Source organism: Aeromicrobium sp. CnD17-E (genome assembly GCF_024124745.1).
Taxonomy (GTDB): Bacteria; Actinomycetota; Actinomycetes; order Propionibacteriales; family Nocardioidaceae; genus Aeromicrobium.
In genome coordinates, this window is record NZ_JAMXRU010000026.1 from 1 (window position 1) to 18,208 (window position 18,208).

Here is an 18,208-nt window from a genome sequence, read left to right on the forward strand (position 1 = left end):
CAGGTCGACGCGCTCGCGTACGTGGCGGCGCTCGGCGCCGAGGCCGTCGCCGCCGGAGTCGACGTCCGGCTCGGGCGGCGCGTCCGCCAGGTCGGCGGCGGCGCGCACCCTTGCGTCACGCTCGAGGACGGTGAGGAGCTGAGGGCTGCCCACGTGCTGGTCGCCACGGGCATCCCCGTGCTCGACCGGACGGCCGCCTTCGCGACGGTCAAGCCGCACCGCTCGTACGTCGTCGCCTTCGAGACCGGTCAGGAGGTGCTGCCGATGGCGGTGTCGGTCGGGTCGCCGTCGTGGACGGTGCGCGGGGTACCGCGACCGGGTCGAGCGCCGCTCGCGCTCGTCGGCGGACACGGCCACGTGGTCGGCAGGTCCGGTCCCGCAGGGCGCCACCTCGAGGCGGTGCGCCGGTGGGCCCGCGAGCACCTCGACGTCGGCGCCGAGGTCGCCGCGTGGTCGGCGCAGGACTACCTGACGCCCGACGAGGTGCCCATCGCCGGACGGGCCCCTGGACGGGCCCCGGTGCACGTGGTGACGGGTCTCGGAGGGTGGGGCCTCCTGGCCGGGGTGGCGGGAGCGCGGGCGGTCGCCACCGCCGTCGCCCACGGTCGTCGGCTCCCGCTCGTCCCGCCCGGCCGGCTCACGGGACCACGCTCCATGACGTCGCTGGCCCAGTGGAACGCCGCGGTCGGCGGGCATCTCGCGTCGGGCTGGCTCGGCGCCCTCGCGCGCCCGGGCGATGTGCCGGGGGAGAGCCAGGGCGTGGTCACACGGGGTCGCCCTCCGGTGGCGACCTCGACGGTGGACGGGTGCGTCCGCTCGGTGTCGGGCGTCTGTCCGCACCTGGGCGGGGTCGTGCGATGGAACGACGTCGAGCGGACGTGGGACTGCCCCCTCCACGGGTCGCGGTTCGAGCCCGACGGGACGCTCCTCGAGGGTCCGGCGACGCGCGGGCTCGGCCCTGCGTCGGCTCCTCGTCCCGCGCGGTGACGCGCCGGCTAGGACTCGTCGACGTCGGGTCCGTCGGGGTGACGTGAGGTGCGACGGTCCGTCGCGGCCTTGGCCTTCAGGGTCGTGACGACGCGTGAGGCCGCCGCCGCGACGATCGCGACCGGGAGCACCGCGTAGGCCCAGGCTCGGGGCAGCACGTCCTGGTCGACGAGCACGATCACGACGATCGCCGCCACGACGAGCACCGCGATGCCCAGCACGGCCCAGCGCCACGCACCGACGCCGGTCTCCGAGCCACCCTTCCGCATCGGGGGGTTGTACCAGGGGCGACGGGTGCTCCCGCTCCAGTCGTCGTCGGGCTGGTCGTCCATGGGATCCTCCTCGGTCGGGGTCGCCTGGTGCGTACCCCGGCGGGGCCGGGGCGTGCGGGTGACCGCCTCAGTCGTCGACGCCGTGGGCGCGCATGACGAACAGCAGCGTCGTGCCCACCGTGCCGAGCGCGGCGAGGGCGAGGAACAAGTAGCCCCATGGCTGGGTCAGCGGGCCGTAGCGGACGACGGCGGAGCCGACGAGGCCCGCGACGGCGAGCACCAAGGTCGCCGAGACGCCCAGGTTCCAGCGGAGACGGGGTGATGGCACAGGACCTCCAGACGTGAGGGTGCGGACCCGCCCGGAAGCGGGCCCGCACCGTTCGGGGCCCGCCAGGGGGGACAGGCCCGTGTCGTCCCGGTACCCGAGGCGGTCCGAGTCATGCGTCGTGCTGCTCGGAGGGTGCCTCGAGGCGCGAGGTCCGCCTACGATCGAGACATGGCTCCTCGTGCTCTCCTTGCCGCCGGCGCGGTGACCGCTGCCCTGGTGGCGGGCTGCACCAGCACCGTGGAGCCTGGCGGCGGGGAGTCGTTCTCCGCCGCGACGCTGCCGACGCTCGACGCGCCGTCAGTGTCGCCGCCTCCGCGTCCGGACGTGCGGCGGACGATGTCGGCCGCCGCCACGCTCACCACCTTCGAGGCACCGCTGGACGCCTGCCGCGGACCGGTGGCGATCGACGTGGGGGAGGCCGGGCGTCCCCTGCTCGTCTCCGAGCACGACTACTGCGGGGGAGCGGCGTGGATCCCGGGGCTGGGTCGCGGTGACGTCGTCGAGCTGGACGGCCCCGGCGTCGACGCCGGTCTCTACCGGGTCGATGTCGTCGACCGGCACCAGCGTCGGGACGTGTTCGTGCGCGACCTGCGACCGAGTGCCGACGTCGTCCTGCAGACCTGCGTGTCGCAGACCCAGCTGGTGCTCGTGGCCCTGACGAAGGTCCCCAGACAGGACGTCTGAGCGTACTTTCTTGCAGGTTTGGGCACCCTTGCCGGACTAGTTCGCCTACGGTGACGATGTCCGGAGGAGGGCACGATGACCCATGACGAGCGCGGCGCGACCGCTGTGGAGTACGCGTTGCTGGCGGTGTTCATCGCCGCGGTGATCGCTGTGACCGTGGGCATCTTCGGCCAGGACGTGCTCGAGCTGTTCGAGCGCGTTCCCCCGTTCTGAGACCCGGCCCACACCATCGATGTGACGAACGCCATAGTCCGACCGGACTAACAAAAGATGGCCCGTAACTCGCATGACAAACAGGACTTTCGGACTTAACTTTTTTCTCAGGGAGCGTCACCAACAGGGGTGACGGAGCAATCGGGGAACCGGGGCTCGAAACATCTGAGGGAGTTACATCATGTACGCACTGTCGACCATCCTGGCCTACATCGCCACCGCCAAGGACCGCCGTGACGAGAAGGGTGCGACCGCCGTCGAGTACGGCCTGCTGGTCGCCCTGATCGCCGCCATCATCATCGGCGTCGTGACGACGATCGGCCAGGACGTCCTGACCGGCTTCAACAAGGTCGCGAACGCGCTGCCGAACACGTGATCGGGAACGGCGGCGCCGCGTAGCTCGGGCTCGCGGCGCCGCCGGCTCACGCAACGGACGACTCGAGGGATCTGAGTCCTCGTCTCGTCCCCGCCACCCACCGGAGAGGGAGCCCGGAGGGCGGCACATCAGGCAACAGGGTGAGGGACCGTCCCGCGACGGGGTGCAGCAGCATCTCGGGGCGTCCTGTCGTGATCCCCACCGCCCCCGCGTCCCGGGGTCAAGGGACGCACGCTTCACGGGAACAGGGAGATTGTCGTGAACAAGCAACGACTGGCCATCGGCGCTGCGGTGCTGCTGGCGGTGCTCGGCTTCGCCGCGCTCGTCGTCTACGCGCAGGGCGCCGACGACCGCGCCTTCGAGGGCACCGAGCGCACCACGGTGCTGCGGGTCACCCAGGAGGTGGCCACCAAGACGCCGGCGAGCGAGCTCGCGAAGAGCGTCGAGACCGTCGAGCTGCCGAAGGCTGCGGTGGTGCCCGGTGCCCTCACCGACCTCTCGGACGTCGAGGGCGAGGTGACCCAGGGCGTGCTCGTCCCCGGTGACCAGCTCACGGCGGCCAAGTTCGCCGCGCCCGACGACGTGAAGGGCGACACCGCCGTGCCGAAGGGCATGCAGGAGCTCGCCATCCAGCTCGAGGGTCAGCGGATCGTGGGAGGTGCACTGGCCCCGGGCGACCTGGTGGGCGTCATGGCCAGCTACGAGGGACGGACGGCCAACGCGGCCAACCGCGTCCGCGTCCTCGCCGTCTCCGCGGGCGTCGGCGACGCGCAGGTAGCGTCCGGCGCCACCGTGACGGTCGCCGTGCGGACGATCGACGCCGAGAAGATCGTCAACGCCATGGAGTTCGGCAAGGTCTGGCTGACGAAGCAGACCACCGACACCGACACCGGCGGAGGCCGGACGGTCGACAGCCGGGTGGTGGCGCCATGAGTCTCGTGCTGATCGTCGGCGGCGACGACGAGCTCGCCGGGCGGGTCGAGGCGACCATCGGTCACCAGTGCGTCGCGCTCGGGGCTGACGCCATGCAGGGCGACTCCTCCAGCTTCCTGCGCGGGCTCGACCCGACCGTGATCCCCGACGCGATGATCCTCACCGCGGCCGTGCCGCTGCAGGCCTCGATGGCCCTGGCGCGCGAGGTCGCTGCGGTCCGACCCGACGTCGACCTCGTGCTCGTCGCGGCCACCGAGAAGGAGGTCATGCTCGAGGCGATGCGCTCGGGCATCCGCGACGTCGCACCGAGCATCGACGACCCCAACCTGCTCGCGGGTCTGCGAGCACGGCTCGACGCGCGCACGCCGGCGACGGCGGGCGACCCGCTCAAGCTGGCCAGGCCCACGGCGCCCGTCGACTTCCGGTCGCGCACGTTGACCGTGCTCTCGCCCAAGGGCGGGGTCGGCAAGACCAGCATCGCCACCAACCTGGCCGTCGCGCTGGCGCAGCAGTCGCCCATGGAGGTCGTGCTCGTCGACCTCGACCTGCAGTTCGGCGACGTGTCGACGGTGCTCGACCTGCGGCCGAGCCACACGCTCGAGGACGCGTTCGGGCCGGGTGCGCGCGACAACCTGCTGCTCAAGACGTACCTGACGGTGCACACGGCCGGGTTCTTCGTGCTGTGCGGCGCGGAGTCGCCGGCCGCGAACGACCACGTGACCTCCGAGCAGGTCACCGCCCTGGTGCGTCAGCTGCAGGAGCAGTTCCGCTACGTCGTCGTCGACACCGCGGCCGGGCTCGACGAGGCGACCCTCGGGGCGCTCGAGGCGAGCGACGACGCGGTCCTGGTCAGCACGATGGACATCGCCTGCCTGCGGAGCGTGCGCAAGGAGGTCGAGCTGCTGAGCGAGCTGGCGATCCTGCCGGCGTCGCGTCACGTGGTGCTGAACTTCGCGGACAAGCAGTCCGGGCTCAAGGTCAAGGACGTCGAGGCGATGCTCGGCATCCCGGTCGACGTGGTCATGCCGCGCGCGAAGGAGGTGCCGGTCGCCTCCAACAAGGGTGTCCCGCTGGTCGTCAGCAGCCGGTCGAACCCGTTCGTGAAGTCGGTCAAGGCTCTGGCCAAGAAGGTCTACGACCGGGCCCGCGCCGCCGAGGGCAAGCCGGGCCACAAGCGGCTGGAGGTGGCCTGACATGCGGTTGAGCGACCGGCTCGCCAGCGCCCGGGAGGCCAGCACGTTCACCAGCGCCGTCGTGGAGACGGAGGAGCTGGAGGACGTCGACGGCTCGGGTGCGCTCGGCGACGCGTACGCGTCGATGAAGGCGCGGGCGTCCGAGGCCCTCATGGGGCGCATCGGCGCCCGCATCAACGACCCGAGCCTCACCGAGGACCAGCTGCACGCCTTCGTGCGGGAGGAGCTCACGTCGGTCATCGAGGGCGACCAGCAGCTGCTGCTCACCTCCGACGAGCGGCGTCGGCTGGTGCGCGACGTCGAGGACGACGCGCTGGGCCTCGGCCCGCTGGAGCGGATGCTCGAGGACGACAGCATCAGCGAGATCATGGTGAACCGGTACGACCAGGTGTACGTCGAGCGGCGCGGGCGGCTCACGCAGGTGACGGCGCGCTTCGCCTCCGAGGACCACCTGCGTCGGGTCATCGAGCGCATCGTCAGCAAGGTCGGCCGTCGCATCGACGAGTCGTCGCCGCTCGTGGACGCCCGGCTGGCCGACGGGTCCCGCGTGAACGCCGTGATCCCGCCGCTGGCGGTCGACGGGTCGTCGCTGACCATCCGCAAGTTCAGCAAGGACCCGTTCACGGTCACCGACCTCATCGGGTTCGGCAGCATGACCGAGCAGATGGCCCACCTCCTGCAGGCCTGTGTCCAGGCCAAGCTGAACATCCTGGTCAGCGGCGGTACCGGCACCGGCAAGACGACGCTGCTCAACGTGCTGAGCCGCTTCATCCCGGCCGGCGAGCGGATCGTCACCATCGAGGACGCCGTCGAGCTCAACCTGCAGCAGCCGCACGTGGTGCGCATGGAGGCCCGGCCGGCGAACATCGAGGGCCAGGGCGAGGTGACCATCCGCGACCTCGTGCGCAACTCGTTGCGCATGCGACCCGACCGCATCGTGGTCGGTGAGTGTCGTGGCGGCGAGGCCCTCGACATGCTGCAGGCCATGAACACGGGCCACGACGGCTCGTTGTCGACCCTGCACGCGAACTCCCCGCGCGACGCGATGTCGCGCCTGGAGACGCTCGTGCTGATGGCCGGCATGGACCTGCCCCTGCGCGCCATCCGCGAGCAGGCGGCCAGCGCGGTCGACCTGATCGTGCAGATCCAGCGGCTCCGCGACGGGTCGCGACGTGTCGTGAACGTGACCGAGGTGATGGGCCTGGAGGGCGACACGGTGGTGCTGCAGGACATCTTCACCTTCGACTTCGCCGCCGGCGTGGACGAGCACGGACGGTTCCGCGGCAACGCGGTGCCGACCGGCATCCGACCGCGGTTCAGCGAGCGCTTCGCCGACCACGGCATCGCGTTCGACCTGGACAACCTGGTCCGCCAGGGAAGGGTGGGGTGAGCGCGATGCTGGTGATCGGTGCGGTGCTGGTGATCGGGTCGCTCGTGTGCGCCTACCTGGCCGTCGTCGGGGTGCCCGAGACACGTGGGACGCGCGGCCGCGTGGCCGCCTACGCCGTGACGGAGCAGAAGCCGCTGCTCCGACGCGCCAACGACGGAGCGGTCGAGGCCGTCGAGAAGGTGCTCAGCCGACGCGGCTGGCGACCGTTCTCGGCCGAGGAGCTCGAGCTCGCCGGCATCCGGCGGTCGGTCGCCTCCCTCGTCGTCACGGTCCTGGTGCTCGGCGGGGCCACCTTCCTCGGCCTGCTGGTCCTGCAGCTGCCGGTCGTCGCGGCCTTCCTGCTGTCGCTGCTGGTCCCGCTGGTGGCCAAGGTCGCCGTGCGCGTGAAGGTCGCACGACGTCGCAAGCGGTTCGCCGGCCAGCTGGCGCCGCTGCTGCAGATGATGGCGTCGTCGCTGCGCGCCGGCCAGAGCCTGCCGCGTGCCATGGACGCCGCGTCCCACGACGCCGAGGTCCCGATGTCGGAGGAGCTGACCCGGGTCGTCAACGAGTACCGGATCGGGCGCGACCTCGTCGACGCGATGGAGGACGTGGCCGATCGCATGCAGTCCGAGGACTTCCGGTGGATCGCGCAGGCCATCGAGTCCCAGCGCGAGACCGGCGGCAACCTCAACGAGATCCTCGACCAGGTGGCCGAGACCATCCGCGAGCGCCACCACGTGCGCGAGCAGGTGATGGCGCTCTCGGCCGAGGGTCGGCTCTCGGCGTACATCCTGATGGCGTTGCCCGTGGGTGTGGGCATCTACTACTCGATGGTCGCGTCGACGCAGATGGGCGTCTTCGTCGACTCCGGGATCGGCAAGGTGATCATGGTGGTTTGCGGGCTCATGTACGTGCTCGGCGGCTTCTGGATGCGTTCCGTCGTGAGGATCGAGTTCTGACATGGTGATGCTCGCAGCCTTCCTGCTCGTCTGCTCCCTCCTGCTCGTCCTCATGGGCACCGGCGCCGTCGCCACGCCTGGCGGGAGTGGTGTACGGAAGCGCGCACGCAGCCTGTCGGCGGCGGCCGACGCGGCTTCCGACACCGGCGTGGTGAAGGTCGACCGCACCCGCGCGGACCTCTGGGAGCGGCTCACGCCCAGCTCCACCCTGCGCCGACTCGAGCGGAACCTGGTGCTGGCGGGGCACCCCGAGGGGTGGACGCGTGAGCGCGTGGTGCTGATGAAACCGGCCGCCGCGGCGCTCGGCCTGCTCTTCGGCGCGCTGCTCGTGAGCAAGACCAGCAACCCGCTCATGCCGCTCGTCGCCCTCGGCATCATCGGCTTCAGCTACATGGTCCCGGACCTGCTGGTCTACAACCAGGCCACGAAGCGCCAGGACGAGATCCAGAAGCGGCTGCCGGACATGCTCGACCAGATCGTCATCTCGCTCGAGGCCGGCGTCGGGTTCGAGGCCGCGCTGTCGAAGGCGGCGGAGCGGGGGACCGGACCACTCGCCGAGGAGGCGTCGCGGCTCATGCAGGACATGAGCCTCGGCATGGCGCGTCGCGAGGCCTACCTGGCCCTCGCGGAGCGTACGTCGGTGGAGGAGCTCAGGACGTTCTGCAAGGCCGTCGTGCAGGCCGAGGAGTTCGGCGTCTCCGTGGCGTCCGTCGTCCGCAGCCAGGCGCAGGAGATGCGGCTCAGCCGTCGCCGTCGGGCGGAGGCCAAGGCCCAGCAGGTGCCGGTGAAGATCCTCGTCCCGTTGATGACCTGCATCCTGCCGGTGCTGTTCGCGATCGTGATGGGCCCCGCCGTCGTCTACGCCTACGCCATCAACTGACACCGCGCCCGACCACAACCGAAGACACCGGCTCGTCCGGTCCCCAGACACCCCGGACCGCGGTTTCCCTGTTGCCCCGGTCCGGGGCCCTCAGCGGGCCGTCCCCGATCTCCCAGTCGGGGGCGGCTCGCCCCTGTGCCCGCATGTCTCGGCGTCGAGGTGACGCCCGTCACTTGACACTCATCGGGGGGTTGTCAAGTCGCTTGACATTCTGTACCGTCCTGTCAAGTGATCCACGCCGCACCCCGCCGCGGCGTGACCGGCACCAGGAGGTACCCATGACGCTCTCGACCACGGTCGACGGCCGCACCGTCGAATGGACCGACAAGAAGCGCTACCTGTGGCTCATCGGCGCGATCGTCCCGCTGATCCCGCTGGTCATCTGGGGCGCCGTCGCCGCCACCGGCTGGCACGTGTGGTGGTACTTCGGACCGTTCTTCCTGTTCGTCGTGGTCCCGCTGGTCGACCTCGTCGCCGGGCTCGACCCGAACAACCCGCCGGACGAGCTCATCGAGTCCCTCGAGGAGGACCGCTACTACCGCTGGGTCACCTACGCGTTCATCCCGCTGCAGCTCGCCGGCTTCCTGTGGGGCTGCTTCCTGCTCGGCGACGGCACGATCTTCGGCTGGGACCCGTTCTCGGCCAGCGTGCTCCCCGGGATCACCGAGCCGCTCACCTGGTACGACAAGCTCGGCCTGGCCACCGGCATGGGCATGGTCGCCGGCATCGGCATCAACACCGCGCACGAGCTCGGCCACAAGAAGGAGGAGCACGAGCGCTGGTTCGCCCGCGTCGCCCTCGCCCAGACCTTCTACGGCCACTTCTACATCGAGCACAACCGCGGCCACCACGTCCGCGTCGCCACGCCCGAGGACCCCGCGAGCAGCCGGCTCGGCGAGAACGTGTGGGAGTTCATGCCGCGCACCGTCGTCGGCAGCCTGCGCAGCGCGTGGGAGCTGGAGAAGAAGCGCTTCGGACGGCTCGGCAAGAGCCCGCTCAGCCTCAAGAACGACCTCGTCAACGCCTGGATGTTCAGCGTGCTGCTCTGGGGGTTCGCCCTCGCCGCCTTCGGCTGGCAGCTGCTGCCCTACCTGCTCGTGCAGGCGGTGCTCGGCATCTGGCTCCTGGAGTCGGTGAACTTCCTCGAGCACTACGGCATGAAGCGCCAGAAGCTCGAGTCGGGCCGGTACGAGCGCGTCAACCCCTCCCACAGCTGGAACAGCAACAACATCGGCACCAACGTGCTGCTCTACCACCTGCAGCGGCACAGCGACCACCACGCGAACCCGACGCGTCGCTACCAGGCCCTGCGCGACTTCAAGGAGGCGCCGGTGCTTCCCACCGGCTACGCCGGCATGATCGTCGCGACCTGGATCCCCGCCGTCTGGCGCAAGGTCATGGACGAGCGGGTGCTGGCTCACTACGACGGCGACGTCGAGCGTGCCAACCTGCACCCGCGGATGGCCGAGGCCTACCGCGCCCGCTACGGCGACCGTCGCCGCGGCGCGCACGAGGCGGCGGCCTGATGGCGCGGTTCATCTGTCCCAACTGCGAGTACGTCTACGACGAGGCCGTCGGCGACCCCCGGGAGGGCTGGCCCGCCGGCACGGCGTTCTCCGACGTCGACCCCGACTGGACCTGCCCCGACTGCGGCGTGCGTGAGCAGGTCGACTTCGTGCCGGAGGCGGAGTTCACGCACAACGACCAGGATGGCGACATCATCAGTGCCGAGACCCGGGCCGCCCGGGCCCGGCAGGCGGAGCAGGGAGCGCAGCAGTGAAGGTCTGGGAGTGCCAGCAGTGCGGGTTCATCTACGACGAGGCGCAGGGCTGGGAGGAGGAGGGGTTCCCGCCCGGCACCCGCTGGGAGGACATCCCCGACGACTGGACCTGCCCCGACTGCGGTGCGGCCAAGGCCGACTTCACGATGACGCAGGTGGGCTGAGGCGTGGGTCGTGACACCGACCGCCTGGTCGTCGTCGGCGCGGGTATCGCGGGCGTGAGCGTCGTCGGTGCCGCGCGGCTCGCCGGGTTCGAGGGCGAGGTCGTGCTGCTGGGCGAGGAGCCCGAGCTGCCCTACCGCCGCCCGCCGGTGTCGAAGGAGGTCGTGCGCGGGGAGAAGGGCGCGGACGACATCCGGATCCGCAAGGCCGACTGGTACGAGGCCCAGCGGGTGCACCTGCGCACGGGCGAGCGGGTCGCCGCCGTCGACGTCGAGGCGCGCCGCGTCGCGCTGGCGTCGGGGGAGGAGCTCGACTACGGCAGCCTGGTGCTGGCCACCGGCGGTCGGGCCCGGACGCTCGACGCGATCACCGCACCCGACGCACCCGGGGTCCGGACCCTGCGCGACCTGGCTGACGTCGAGGGTGTGCTCGAGGTGCTGCGTCCCGGCGCGCGGCTCGTGGTCGTCGGGGCGGGGCTGATCGGGTCCGAGATCGCCGCCAGCGCCCGGGAGCTCGGCGCCGAGGTGACCCTCCTTGAGGCGGCCGCGGCGCCGCTGCAGCACCTCCTGCCGCCCGACCTCGGTGCCCTGTGCGCGGAGCTGCACACGACGCACGGCACGGACCTGCAGCTCGGCGTCGAGGTCACCGCGATCGTCGCCGGCGACGACGGTGAGACGGTCGTGGAGGCGGCGGACGGTCGGCGCTGGTCGGCGCCCGTGGTCGTCGTGGCGGTCGGGATGGCACCGAACGGCGAGCTCGCCGCCGCCGCAGGCCTCGCCGTCGAGCGCGGCGCCGTGGTCGTCGACGACCGCGGTCGCACGAGCGCCCCCGACGTCTACGCCGCGGGTGACGTCGTGCTGCGTCCCAGCGCGCTGCGCGGCGGTCCCGAGCGGGTCGAGCACTGGCAGGGCGCGCAGAACCACGGCACGGCCGTCGGCCGCAACGTCGCCGGCCAGGACGCCGCCTTCGACGAGGTGCCGTGGTGCTGGTCCGACCAGTACGGGCACACGCTCCAGGTGACGGGCTGGCCCACGGCCGCCCACGAGCTCGTCGTGCGGGGCTCGCTCGAGGAGCGGGACTTCACCGCCTTCCTGCTCGACGACGGGGTCCTGCGCGGCGCCGTCTCGATCGGCCGCCCCGCAGAGGTGCGGGCCGCTCGCCAGGCCATCGGCGTGGCGGCCCGTCCCGACGCGTCCGTCCTGGCCTCGACGGACGACCTGGCCTCCGCGCTGCGGGCGACATGACCGGCGTCGCGCTGGGCGCGGGGGCGTACCGTGCGGGTGTGCCCTCGACCCGCGAACGCCTGCTCGACGCCGCCCAGCACGTGGTGGAGGACGACGGGTGGGCGGCCGTCACCATGGCGCGCATCGCGCGGCTCGCCGGGGTGAGTCGTCAGACGGTGCACAACGAGCTGGGCACGAAGCACGCGCTCGCCCAGGCGCTGGCCCTGCGGGAGCTCGACCGGTTCCTCGCCGTGGTGCGGGACCGGCTGCGGGCCGCCGACGACGTGGTCGAGGCCGTCCGGTCCGCGTGCGAGGGCGCGCTCGAGCTCGGCGAGCGCAGCCTGCTCGTCCGCACGATCGTCACGTCGGTGCCGTCGGAGCAGGACGGCGACCTCCTCAGCGTCCTCACCACCGAGTCGGGCGAGATCGTCGAGGCCGCGTCGCTCGTCGTGCGGCAGGAGCTGCTGGACCGCTTCGCGCCGCTGCCGTTCGACGACGCCGAGCTCGTCGTGGCCGTCGAGGCGGTGGTGCGGCTCGTGCTCTCCTCGATCACGCGACCGTCGAAGCCTGCGGCCGTCGCCGCGCAGGAGATCGCCTGGATCCTCGGCCTGGCGCTCGAGGGTCGGACCGCGACCCGGGCCGCCGCGCGCTGAGCGACGTCCTGGCCCTAGGGCCTCAGATCCAGCGGCGGAACCACATCCGGTCGAGCCACGCGTCGTAGGGGATGGTCCGGTCGGTCCAGATCGGCAGGAAGTACCAGAAGCACACGACGACGGCGACGACCAGCAGCCCGACGCCGAGGCCGACCGCGTAGCGGCGCTGGGCGGTGTCGGCCCAGCGTCGGGCCTCGTCGACGAGCAGGCACAGCGCCACGATCATGAACGGCACCACGAGCACGGCGTAGAAGCTGAAGATCGGTCGGTCGGTGCTGCCGAACCACGGCAGCCAGCCAGCCGCGACACCGACGACCGGCACCGCCCAGCGACCGTCGCGCGTCCGGACCCATGCGACGACCGCGGCCACGACGGCGACGGCGGCCGGCCACCACACCGCCGGGTTGCCGAGCGCGGTGACCTCGCGGATGCACGTCGAGCCCTCGGGGGCCCCGCACGCGGTGGCGGGGAGCTTGAACTGGGCGTCGAACGCGACGGGTCGCTCCAGCAGCAGCCAGCCGGCGGGGTTCGACGCGTACGGGTGGGTCTTGCCCGCGAGGTAGGAGCCCGTGTGGAAGTCGAAGACCATGACGTGGAAGTGCCACAGGGAGCGGAACGCGTCGAGGACCCCGCCGAGGAAGCCCGGGGTCGGCGAGCTGACGTACGACCCCCACGACGGGTCGCCGAGCCCGTACCGGACGGCGTACGCCTCCTGGTGCAGCAGGAACCCGGTCCAGGTGAGCAGGTACACGACGAGGGCGACGAGGACGAGGTAGCCGAACGCGGGCAGGCCCGTCGCGAGGGTCGTGCGGACCCAGCCGAACCGCGGGGCAGGCGACGCGCCCTCGTCGCTCGCGCGGTCTGCGGCGTGCGTCCGGGCGTGGGTGCGGCGGGCCAGCACCTCCCACACGACGACGACCACGCCGAACGCCGCGAGGACGTACAGACCGCTCCACTTGGTGCCCACGGCCATGCCGAAGCACACGCCGGCGGCCAGCTGCCACGGTCGCCAGCGGACGTAGGCGTCCAGCCGAGCGCGCACGGCGTCACGGTCGGCCACGAGACAGGCCACCCCGGCGACGACCCAGAACGTCAGGAAGACGTCGAGCAGCGCCGTGCGCGACATGACGAAGTGCAGCCCGTCGAGGCAGAGCAGGAGCCCCGCGAGGCACCCCACCCACACGGAGCCGGTCAGGCGCAGCACCAGGCGGGCGAGCACGAGCACCGTGAGCGCGCCCACGACCGCGGCGCTGATCCGCCAGCCGAAGGAGTTCATCCCGAAGATCGCCTCGCCGACGGCGATCAGCCACTTCCCGCCGTCCGGGTGCGCGATGTAGGCCGGCTGGCCGTTCGTCAGTCCGGTCAGGACGCCGTCGACGATCTTCTCGTTCGCGTCGGACACGAAGTCCTGGACGTAGCCGTGCTGCAGCAGGGAGTAGGCGTCCTTGGCGTAGTACGTCTCGTCGAAGACGAGCAGGTTCGGCCGGCCCAGGTGCCACACCCGCAGCCCGAGCGCCAGCAGCGCCACTGCCGCCGGCCCCAACCAGCCCACCACCCGATCGCGTGCCTCCACGGGCACATCCTGTCATCCACCCGAGCGGTGACTCCTCCACCGAATGGTGTGTCCTCGTGCCGAGCGGTGGATCGACCACCCGAACAGGCCTCAGAAGGTGGCGAGAGCACCGCCGGATCCGGGGGCGCTGACCAGGGGAGCAGCCAGGAGGGCGTGCCACGTCCGGCCGAAGTGTGGTGCCGGTCCGTCGTAGCCGGCGCGCACGAGTGCTCGGTGGACCTCCAGCACCGTGGTCCGCGGGTGGGCGAGCATCTCCGACGTCACCTGGACGTACGCCCACGCCTCCTCGCGCAATCGTCCGTAGCGGTGGACGTCGTGCTGGAACTGGCGGACGTCGAGTGCATGCTGACGGCCCTCGAACTCGAGGAGGAGCCGCCACACCACGTAGACGAGGTCGCCGCGAGCGAGGAACCGCCCCGCCCTGTCGTGGAGGTCGACGTTGACGGCGGGCCGGGGCAGCCCCGAGGCGACGACCAGGCAGCGGAGCCGACTCTCCTGCAGGCTCGCTGCCGCCGGGTCCATCCAAGGGAGCATGCGCCGCACGAGCGGGGCGGCGACCCGCCAGGGCTGGTCGTCCAAAAGACGTTGCAGGCGGTCGAGGCGGAGGTGCCCGCGGTGCAGGAGCCAGTCGCCGACCATCACCACCTCGATCGGCAGGAGCTCGGCGGCGGCCATGACGAACGCGCCCTCGACGTCGACGGAGCCCTCTCGGTGCGGGGGCATCGCGACCGTCCTGTGCACGAAGATCCGGTCGAAGGCGAGGTGGTGGTCGCGGGGAAGGGTGAATCGCAGCGGCAGGAGCGGGCCGAAGTCGAGGCCCAAGGGGAGCAGCCTCGTGAGGTGGCTGAGCTGGGCGTCGGGCGGCAGCGCCAGGCGCGCTGCCTCGACCAGCTCGAGCGCGGTGAGGTGCGTGTCGTGGGAGCGATATACGCGGGGGAAGACCTGGACGAACCGGGGGTGCTCGAGCATCCTGGGGCTGATCCCGGCGGCGATCGCCTCCGAGCGGTGGAACGCCCGACCGGCGAGCACGGACGGGAGAGGGGTGGGACGGCGCATGGAGCCATCCGACTCGCTCGGCGCGTGTCGTGGGACCTGTCGCCTCGAGCCTGTGGACGACGTCGCCGCCGTCCGGCGACGGGCTGTGGACACCCGCTCAGCGGTGGATCCTCCCCCCTGTGAGGGTCGAGAAGGTGGACGATCCACCGCCGGCGCCTCTCCTGCGCATTCGGTGGAGGATCCACCGCTCGGAGGGCGATCGGTGCGGGTGGGAGGATGGGTGGGTGCTGATCCTCGCTGCGACGCCCATCGGCCGGCCCGACGACGCGTCGCCGAGGCTGGTGGCGGCGCTCGGGGCGGCCGACGTGGTGGCCGCGGAGGACACACGCCGGCTGCGGCGGCTCGCGGGCGACCTGGGCGCGCAGGTGGGCGGACGCGTCGTGTCCTACTTCGAGGGCAACGAGCGGGAGCGGACGCCCGAGCTCGTCGAGCACCTCCTCGCCGGGCTCGACGTCCTGCTCGTCACCGACGCCGGGATGCCGAGCGTGTCCGACCCCGGCTACCGGCTCGTGGCCGCGGCGCTCGAGGCCGACGTCCACGTGCGCGCCATCCCCGGCCCGTCGGCCGTCCTGACGGCGCTCGCCGTCAGCGGGCTGCCGGTCGACCGCTTCTGCTTCGAGGGCTTCCCGGCCCGCAAGGCCGGCGAACGCGACCGGGCGTTCGCGGCGCTCGCCACGGAACAGCGCACGATGGTCTTCTTCGAGTCGCCGCACCGCACCCGCGCGACCCTCGCCGCGCTCGCCGACGCGCTCGGGGCCGACCGTGCCGCCGCCGTGTGCCGCGAGCTGACGAAGACGTACGAGGAGGTCGCGCGTGGCAGCCTCGCCGAGCTCGTCGCCTGGGCCGACGCGCAGGAGCACGGGGTGCGCGGCGAGGTGACCCTGGTCGTCGCCGGCCACGTCCCCGTCGTCGCCGACCTCGACGCCGACGCGCTCCGCGACCTCGTGGCCGACGCCGAGGCGACCGGACTCAGCCGCAAGGACGCGGTCGCGAAGGTCGTCGCCGACACCGGCGTGCGCAAGCGGGTCGTCTACGACGCCGCGCACGCCCGCTGAGGGCGTCCCACCGGGTCACTAGGATCGTGGTGTGTCCTACTACGTCACCACGCCGATCTACTACGTCAACGACGCCCCGCACATCGGCCACGGCTACACGACGGTCATCGGCGACGTCCTGACCCGCTGGCACCGTCAGCGCGGTGAGGACGTCTGGTACCTCACGGGCACCGACGAGCACGGCCTGAAGGTGCTGCGCAAGGCGCAGCAGAACGGCGTCACGCCGCAGGAGTGGACCGACCGGCTGGTCGAGACGGAGTGGAAGCCGCTGCTGGAGCTGCTCGACATCGCCAACGACGACTTCATCCGCACCAGCGAGGAGCGTCACGAGAAGAGCGCCCAGGCGTTCTGGCAGGACCTGTACGACCGCGGCGAGGTCTACAAGGGCGAGTTCAGCGGCTGGTACTCGGTCGGCTCGGAGGAGTTCGTGGCCGAGGACGACGTCGTCGACGGCGAGGGCGACGACGAGGGCCACAAGGTCTCCGCGCTCGACGGGTCGCGCGTGGAGCACGTGACGGAGGAGAACTACTTCTTCCCGCTCAGCAAGTACGCCGACCGGCTGCTCGAGCTCTACGAGGACAACCCCGACTTCATCCAGCCCGAGTCGGCGCGCAACGAGGTCGTCTCGTTCGTGCGGCGCGGTCTGAAGGACCTCTCGATCAGCCGTTCCACGTTCGACTGGGGCATCCAGGTCCCGTGGGACCCCTCGCACGTCATGTACGTGTGGATCGAGGCGCTGCTCAACTACGTCACGGCCGCCGGCTACGGCGTCGACGACGAGCGCTTCGGCGAGCTGTGGCCCGCCGACGTGCACCTCGTCGGCAAGGACATCGCGCGCTTCCACGCCGTCATCTGGCCGGCGATGCTGATGGCCGCCGGACGCCCCGTGCCGCACCGCGTGTTCGCGCACGGCTGGCTGCTGGTGGGCGGGCAGAAGATGAGCAAGAGCAAGGCCAACGGCATTCGCCCCGACGAGATCGTCGAGGTGTTCGGCTCCGACGCCTACCGCTACTACTTCTCGCGCGCGCTCACGTTCGGCTCCGACGGGTCGATCTCGTGGGAGGACATGCGCGCCCGCTACCACGCCGAGCTCGCGAACGGGTTCGGCAACCTGGCGTCGCGGGTGGCGGCCATGATCGGCAAGTACTTCGACGGCACGCTGCCGGCCGCCGGTGAGCACACCGCCGCCGAGGAGGCGCTCGTCGCGCTCGTCGCGGAGGCCTCGGTCGAGGCCGACCGGGCCATCGACCGGATCGCGCCGCAGGACGCGCTGTCGCAGGTCTGGCGGATCGTCGAGGCGTTGAACGGCTACCTCACCGAGCAGGCGCCCTGGCAGGTGGCGAAGCAGGCCGGCCTCGGCGGGGGTGCCGGGTCGGGGGCGGCGGAAGCGGCACAGCGGGAGCGCCTCGCCACCATCCTCGTGACCGCGGCCGAGGGACTGCGCGTGCTCGCGGTGCTGCTGCACCCGGTCATGCCGCGCGCCACCGCGTCGCTGTGGGAGTCGTTGGGTGCCGAGCCGGCGCTCGGCGCGCTCGCCGACCAGCCGATCGGGACCGTCGCGCAGTGGGGACGCCTGCCGGAGGGCTCGGTCGTCACGAAGGTGCCCAGCCTGTTCCCGCGCCTCGAGGACGACGCGTGAGCGACGCCGACTGGCCCTGGCCCGACGCACCCGAGCCGCTCCCGTCGCCCGTCGTCGACAACCACTGCCACCTCGACCACCGGATCAAGGGCGGACTGCTGATCGACGTCGAGGACGCCCTCGACCGGGCCGCGGCCGTCAACGTCGACCGGATCGTGCAGGTCGGCTGCGACCTCGAGGGGTCGCGCTGGGCGGTCGAGACGGCACGGCAGCACGAGGCGATCGTCGCCGCCGTCGCGCTGCACCCCAACGAGGCGCCGCTCCTGGAGGAGGCCGGCACGCTCGACGCCGCGCTCGCCGAGATCGAGGCGCTCGCGCAGGACCCTGCGGTCCGCGCGGTGGGGGAGACCGGTCTCGACTACTTCCGCACCGGGGTCGACGGACGCGCGGCGCAGCACCGCTCCTTCCGGGCGCACATCGACGTCGCCCGACGTCACGACCGCACCCTCGTCATCCACGACCGCGACGCGCACGACGACGTCCTGGCGATCCTCGACGACCAGGGCGTCCCCGAGCGCACCGTCATGCACTGCTTCTCCGGCGACGCCGACGTCGCCCGACGCTGCCTCGACCGTGGCGCCTACCTCTCGTTCTCCGGGACGGTCACGTTCAAGAACGCCGAGCCGCTGCGGGAGGCGCTGGCCGTCACGCCGACCGACCGGATCCTCGTCGAGACCGATGCGCCCTTCCTCACACCGACGCCGCACCGCGGACGGCCGAACGCCTCGTTCCTCGTGCCCCACACGGTGCGGTTCATGGCCGAGTTCCTGGGCCGATCCGTCGACGACCTGTGCCGGGCGATCGACGAGAACACCGACCGCGCGTTCGGCGGCTCCTGGCCTCGGCACACCCCGGCTGTTTGACGTCAGC

General features: G+C 71.8%; 21 protein-coding genes. 17 read left to right on the forward strand and 4 right to left on the reverse strand.

Annotated features, from left to right (window positions below):
• Positions 1-987, forward strand: a 987-nt coding sequence (locus tag NH339_RS07320; protein WP_253023941.1) for an FAD-dependent oxidoreductase, incomplete at its 5' end; no start/stop codon positions are given.
• Between the two features lie 8 nt (positions 988-995).
• Here NH339_RS07320 and NH339_RS07325 read toward each other — a convergent pair.
• Together NH339_RS07325 and NH339_RS07330 are read right to left on the reverse strand one after the other, a co-directional pair.
• On the reverse strand, positions 996-1,319 hold the full coding sequence (locus NH339_RS07325) for a hypothetical protein (RefSeq protein WP_253023943.1): 324 nt from the start codon (positions 1,317-1,319) through the stop codon (positions 996-998).
• Positions 1,320-1,386: 67 nt separating this feature from the next.
• Complete coding sequence (locus NH339_RS07330) at positions 1,387-1,587, reverse strand: hypothetical protein (protein ID WP_253023945.1); 201 nt, start codon at positions 1,585-1,587, stop codon at positions 1,387-1,389.
• A 168-nt stretch (positions 1,588-1,755) separates the two neighbouring features.
• Here NH339_RS07330 and NH339_RS07335 point away from each other — a divergent pair, with 168 nt between their 5' ends.
• The 13 genes from NH339_RS07335 (at position 1,756) to NH339_RS07395 (ending at position 12,015) form a co-directional block, all read left to right on the forward strand.
• Positions 1,756-2,271, forward strand: a complete 516-nt coding sequence (locus NH339_RS07335) for a hypothetical protein (RefSeq protein ID WP_253023947.1) — start codon at positions 1,756-1,758, stop codon at positions 2,269-2,271.
• A 75-nt stretch (positions 2,272-2,346) separates the two neighbouring features.
• Positions 2,347-2,484: a Flp family type IVb pilin gene (locus NH339_RS07340; protein WP_253023949.1), complete on the forward strand. Its 138-nt coding sequence runs from the start codon at positions 2,347-2,349 to the stop codon at positions 2,482-2,484.
• A 181-nt stretch (positions 2,485-2,665) separates the two neighbouring features.
• Positions 2,666-2,860: a Flp family type IVb pilin gene (locus NH339_RS07345; RefSeq protein ID WP_253023951.1), complete on the forward strand. Its 195-nt coding sequence runs from the start codon at positions 2,666-2,668 to the stop codon at positions 2,858-2,860.
• Positions 2,861-3,118: 258 nt separating this feature from the next.
• Complete coding sequence (locus NH339_RS07350) at positions 3,119-3,793, forward strand: RcpC/CpaB family pilus assembly protein (protein WP_253023953.1); 675 nt, start codon at positions 3,119-3,121, stop codon at positions 3,791-3,793.
• Complete coding sequence (locus tag NH339_RS07355; RefSeq protein ID WP_253023955.1) at positions 3,790-4,986, forward strand: P-loop NTPase; 1,197 nt, start codon at positions 3,790-3,792, stop codon at positions 4,984-4,986. Before NH339_RS07350 ends, NH339_RS07355 begins: the two co-directional genes overlap by 4 nt.
• A gap of 1 nt (position 4,987) precedes the next feature.
• Positions 4,988-6,376, forward strand: a complete 1,389-nt coding sequence (locus NH339_RS07360; protein WP_253023957.1) for a CpaF family protein — start codon at positions 4,988-4,990, stop codon at positions 6,374-6,376.
• Positions 6,377-6,381: 5 nt separating this feature from the next.
• Positions 6,382-7,317 carry a type II secretion system F family protein gene (locus NH339_RS07365; RefSeq protein WP_253023997.1) on the forward strand — a complete coding sequence of 312 codons (936 nt, stop codon included), beginning with the start codon at positions 6,382-6,384 and terminating at the stop codon, positions 7,315-7,317.
• 1 nt (position 7,318) lies between these two features.
• The gene (locus tag NH339_RS07370; protein WP_253023959.1) at positions 7,319-8,197 is read left to right on the forward strand and encodes a type II secretion system F family protein; all 879 of its coding nucleotides are present in this window, start codon (positions 7,319-7,321) and stop codon (positions 8,195-8,197) included.
• Between the two features lie 278 nt (positions 8,198-8,475).
• A complete protein-coding gene (locus NH339_RS07375; RefSeq protein ID WP_253023961.1) occupies positions 8,476-9,723 on the forward strand; it encodes an alkane 1-monooxygenase in 1,248 nt (415 codons plus the stop codon).
• Positions 9,723-9,977: a rubredoxin gene (locus NH339_RS18680; protein WP_305883273.1), complete on the forward strand. Its 255-nt coding sequence runs from the start codon at positions 9,723-9,725 to the stop codon at positions 9,975-9,977. Before NH339_RS07375 ends, NH339_RS18680 begins: the two co-directional genes overlap by 1 nt.
• Positions 9,974-10,141 carry a rubredoxin gene (locus NH339_RS07385; protein WP_067855302.1) on the forward strand — a complete coding sequence of 56 codons (168 nt, stop codon included), beginning with the start codon at positions 9,974-9,976 and terminating at the stop codon, positions 10,139-10,141. The genes NH339_RS18680 and NH339_RS07385 overlap by 4 nt, the downstream gene beginning before the upstream one ends.
• A gap of 3 nt (positions 10,142-10,144) precedes the next feature.
• Positions 10,145-11,383 (forward strand): FAD-dependent oxidoreductase, encoded by a 1,239-nt coding sequence (locus NH339_RS07390; protein WP_253023964.1) that lies wholly within the window; start codon positions 10,145-10,147, stop codon positions 11,381-11,383.
• A 38-nt stretch (positions 11,384-11,421) separates the two neighbouring features.
• Complete coding sequence (locus NH339_RS07395; protein ID WP_253023966.1) at positions 11,422-12,015, forward strand: TetR/AcrR family transcriptional regulator; 594 nt, start codon at positions 11,422-11,424, stop codon at positions 12,013-12,015.
• A 22-nt stretch (positions 12,016-12,037) separates the two neighbouring features.
• Here the strand turns inward: NH339_RS07395 and NH339_RS07400 are convergent, their stop codons facing one another.
• Both NH339_RS07400 and NH339_RS07405 read right to left on the reverse strand, forming a co-directional pair.
• A complete protein-coding gene (locus NH339_RS07400; protein WP_253023968.1) occupies positions 12,038-13,588 on the reverse strand; it encodes a dolichyl-phosphate-mannose--protein mannosyltransferase in 1,551 nt (516 codons plus the stop codon).
• Between the two features lie 90 nt (positions 13,589-13,678).
• Positions 13,679-14,644, reverse strand: a complete 966-nt coding sequence (locus NH339_RS07405; RefSeq protein ID WP_253023970.1) for a hypothetical protein — start codon at positions 14,642-14,644, stop codon at positions 13,679-13,681.
• 224 nt (positions 14,645-14,868) lie between these two features.
• On the opposite strand from NH339_RS07405, the gene rsmI reads away from it, so the two are divergent.
• The 3 genes from rsmI to NH339_RS07420 are packed head-to-tail and all read left to right on the forward strand — an operon-like array spanning position 14,869 to position 18,201.
• Positions 14,869-15,699, forward strand: coding sequence for a 16S rRNA (cytidine(1402)-2'-O)-methyltransferase (gene rsmI / locus NH339_RS07410; RefSeq protein WP_253023972.1), 831 nt, complete (start codon positions 14,869-14,871; stop codon positions 15,697-15,699).
• A gap of 31 nt (positions 15,700-15,730) precedes the next feature.
• Positions 15,731-17,338: a methionine--tRNA ligase gene (metG, locus tag NH339_RS07415; RefSeq protein ID WP_253023974.1), complete on the forward strand. Its 1,608-nt coding sequence runs from the start codon at positions 15,731-15,733 to the stop codon at positions 17,336-17,338.
• A complete protein-coding gene (locus NH339_RS07420) occupies positions 17,335-18,201 on the forward strand; it encodes a TatD family hydrolase (protein ID WP_253023976.1) in 867 nt (288 codons plus the stop codon). Before metG ends, NH339_RS07420 begins: the two co-directional genes overlap by 4 nt.
• Positions 18,202-18,208 lie beyond the last annotated feature (7 nt).

Excerpts from the sequence above, each read along its gene's own strand:
- NH339_RS18680 (WP_305883273.1), top strand. The coding sequence starts at position 9,723 with ATGGCGCGGTTCATCTGTCCCAACTGCGAGTACGTCTACGACGAGGCC.
- NH339_RS07340 (WP_253023949.1), top strand. The coding sequence starts at position 2,347 with ATGACCCATGACGAGCGCGGCGCGACCGCTGTGGAGTACGCGTTGCTG.
- NH339_RS07355 (WP_253023955.1), top strand. The coding sequence starts at position 3,790 with ATGAGTCTCGTGCTGATCGTCGGCGGCGACGACGAGCTCGCCGGGCGG.
- NH339_RS07365 (WP_253023997.1), top strand. The coding sequence starts at position 6,382 with ATGCTGGTGATCGGTGCGGTGCTGGTGATCGGGTCGCTCGTGTGCGCC.
- NH339_RS07360 (WP_253023957.1), top strand. The coding sequence starts at position 4,988 with ATGCGGTTGAGCGACCGGCTCGCCAGCGCCCGGGAGGCCAGCACGTTC.
- NH339_RS07370 (WP_253023959.1), top strand. The coding sequence starts at position 7,319 with ATGGTGATGCTCGCAGCCTTCCTGCTCGTCTGCTCCCTCCTGCTCGTC.
- NH339_RS07345 (WP_253023951.1), top strand. The coding sequence starts at position 2,666 with ATGTACGCACTGTCGACCATCCTGGCCTACATCGCCACCGCCAAGGAC.
- NH339_RS07375 (WP_253023961.1), top strand. The coding sequence starts at position 8,476 with ATGACGCTCTCGACCACGGTCGACGGCCGCACCGTCGAATGGACCGAC.
- NH339_RS07335 (WP_253023947.1), top strand. The coding sequence starts at position 1,756 with ATGGCTCCTCGTGCTCTCCTTGCCGCCGGCGCGGTGACCGCTGCCCTG.
- NH339_RS07405 (WP_253023970.1), bottom strand. The coding sequence starts at position 14,644 with ATGCGCCGTCCCACCCCTCTCCCGTCCGTGCTCGCCGGTCGGGCGTTC.
- NH339_RS07325 (WP_253023943.1), bottom strand. The coding sequence starts at position 1,319 with ATGGACGACCAGCCCGACGACGACTGGAGCGGGAGCACCCGTCGCCCC.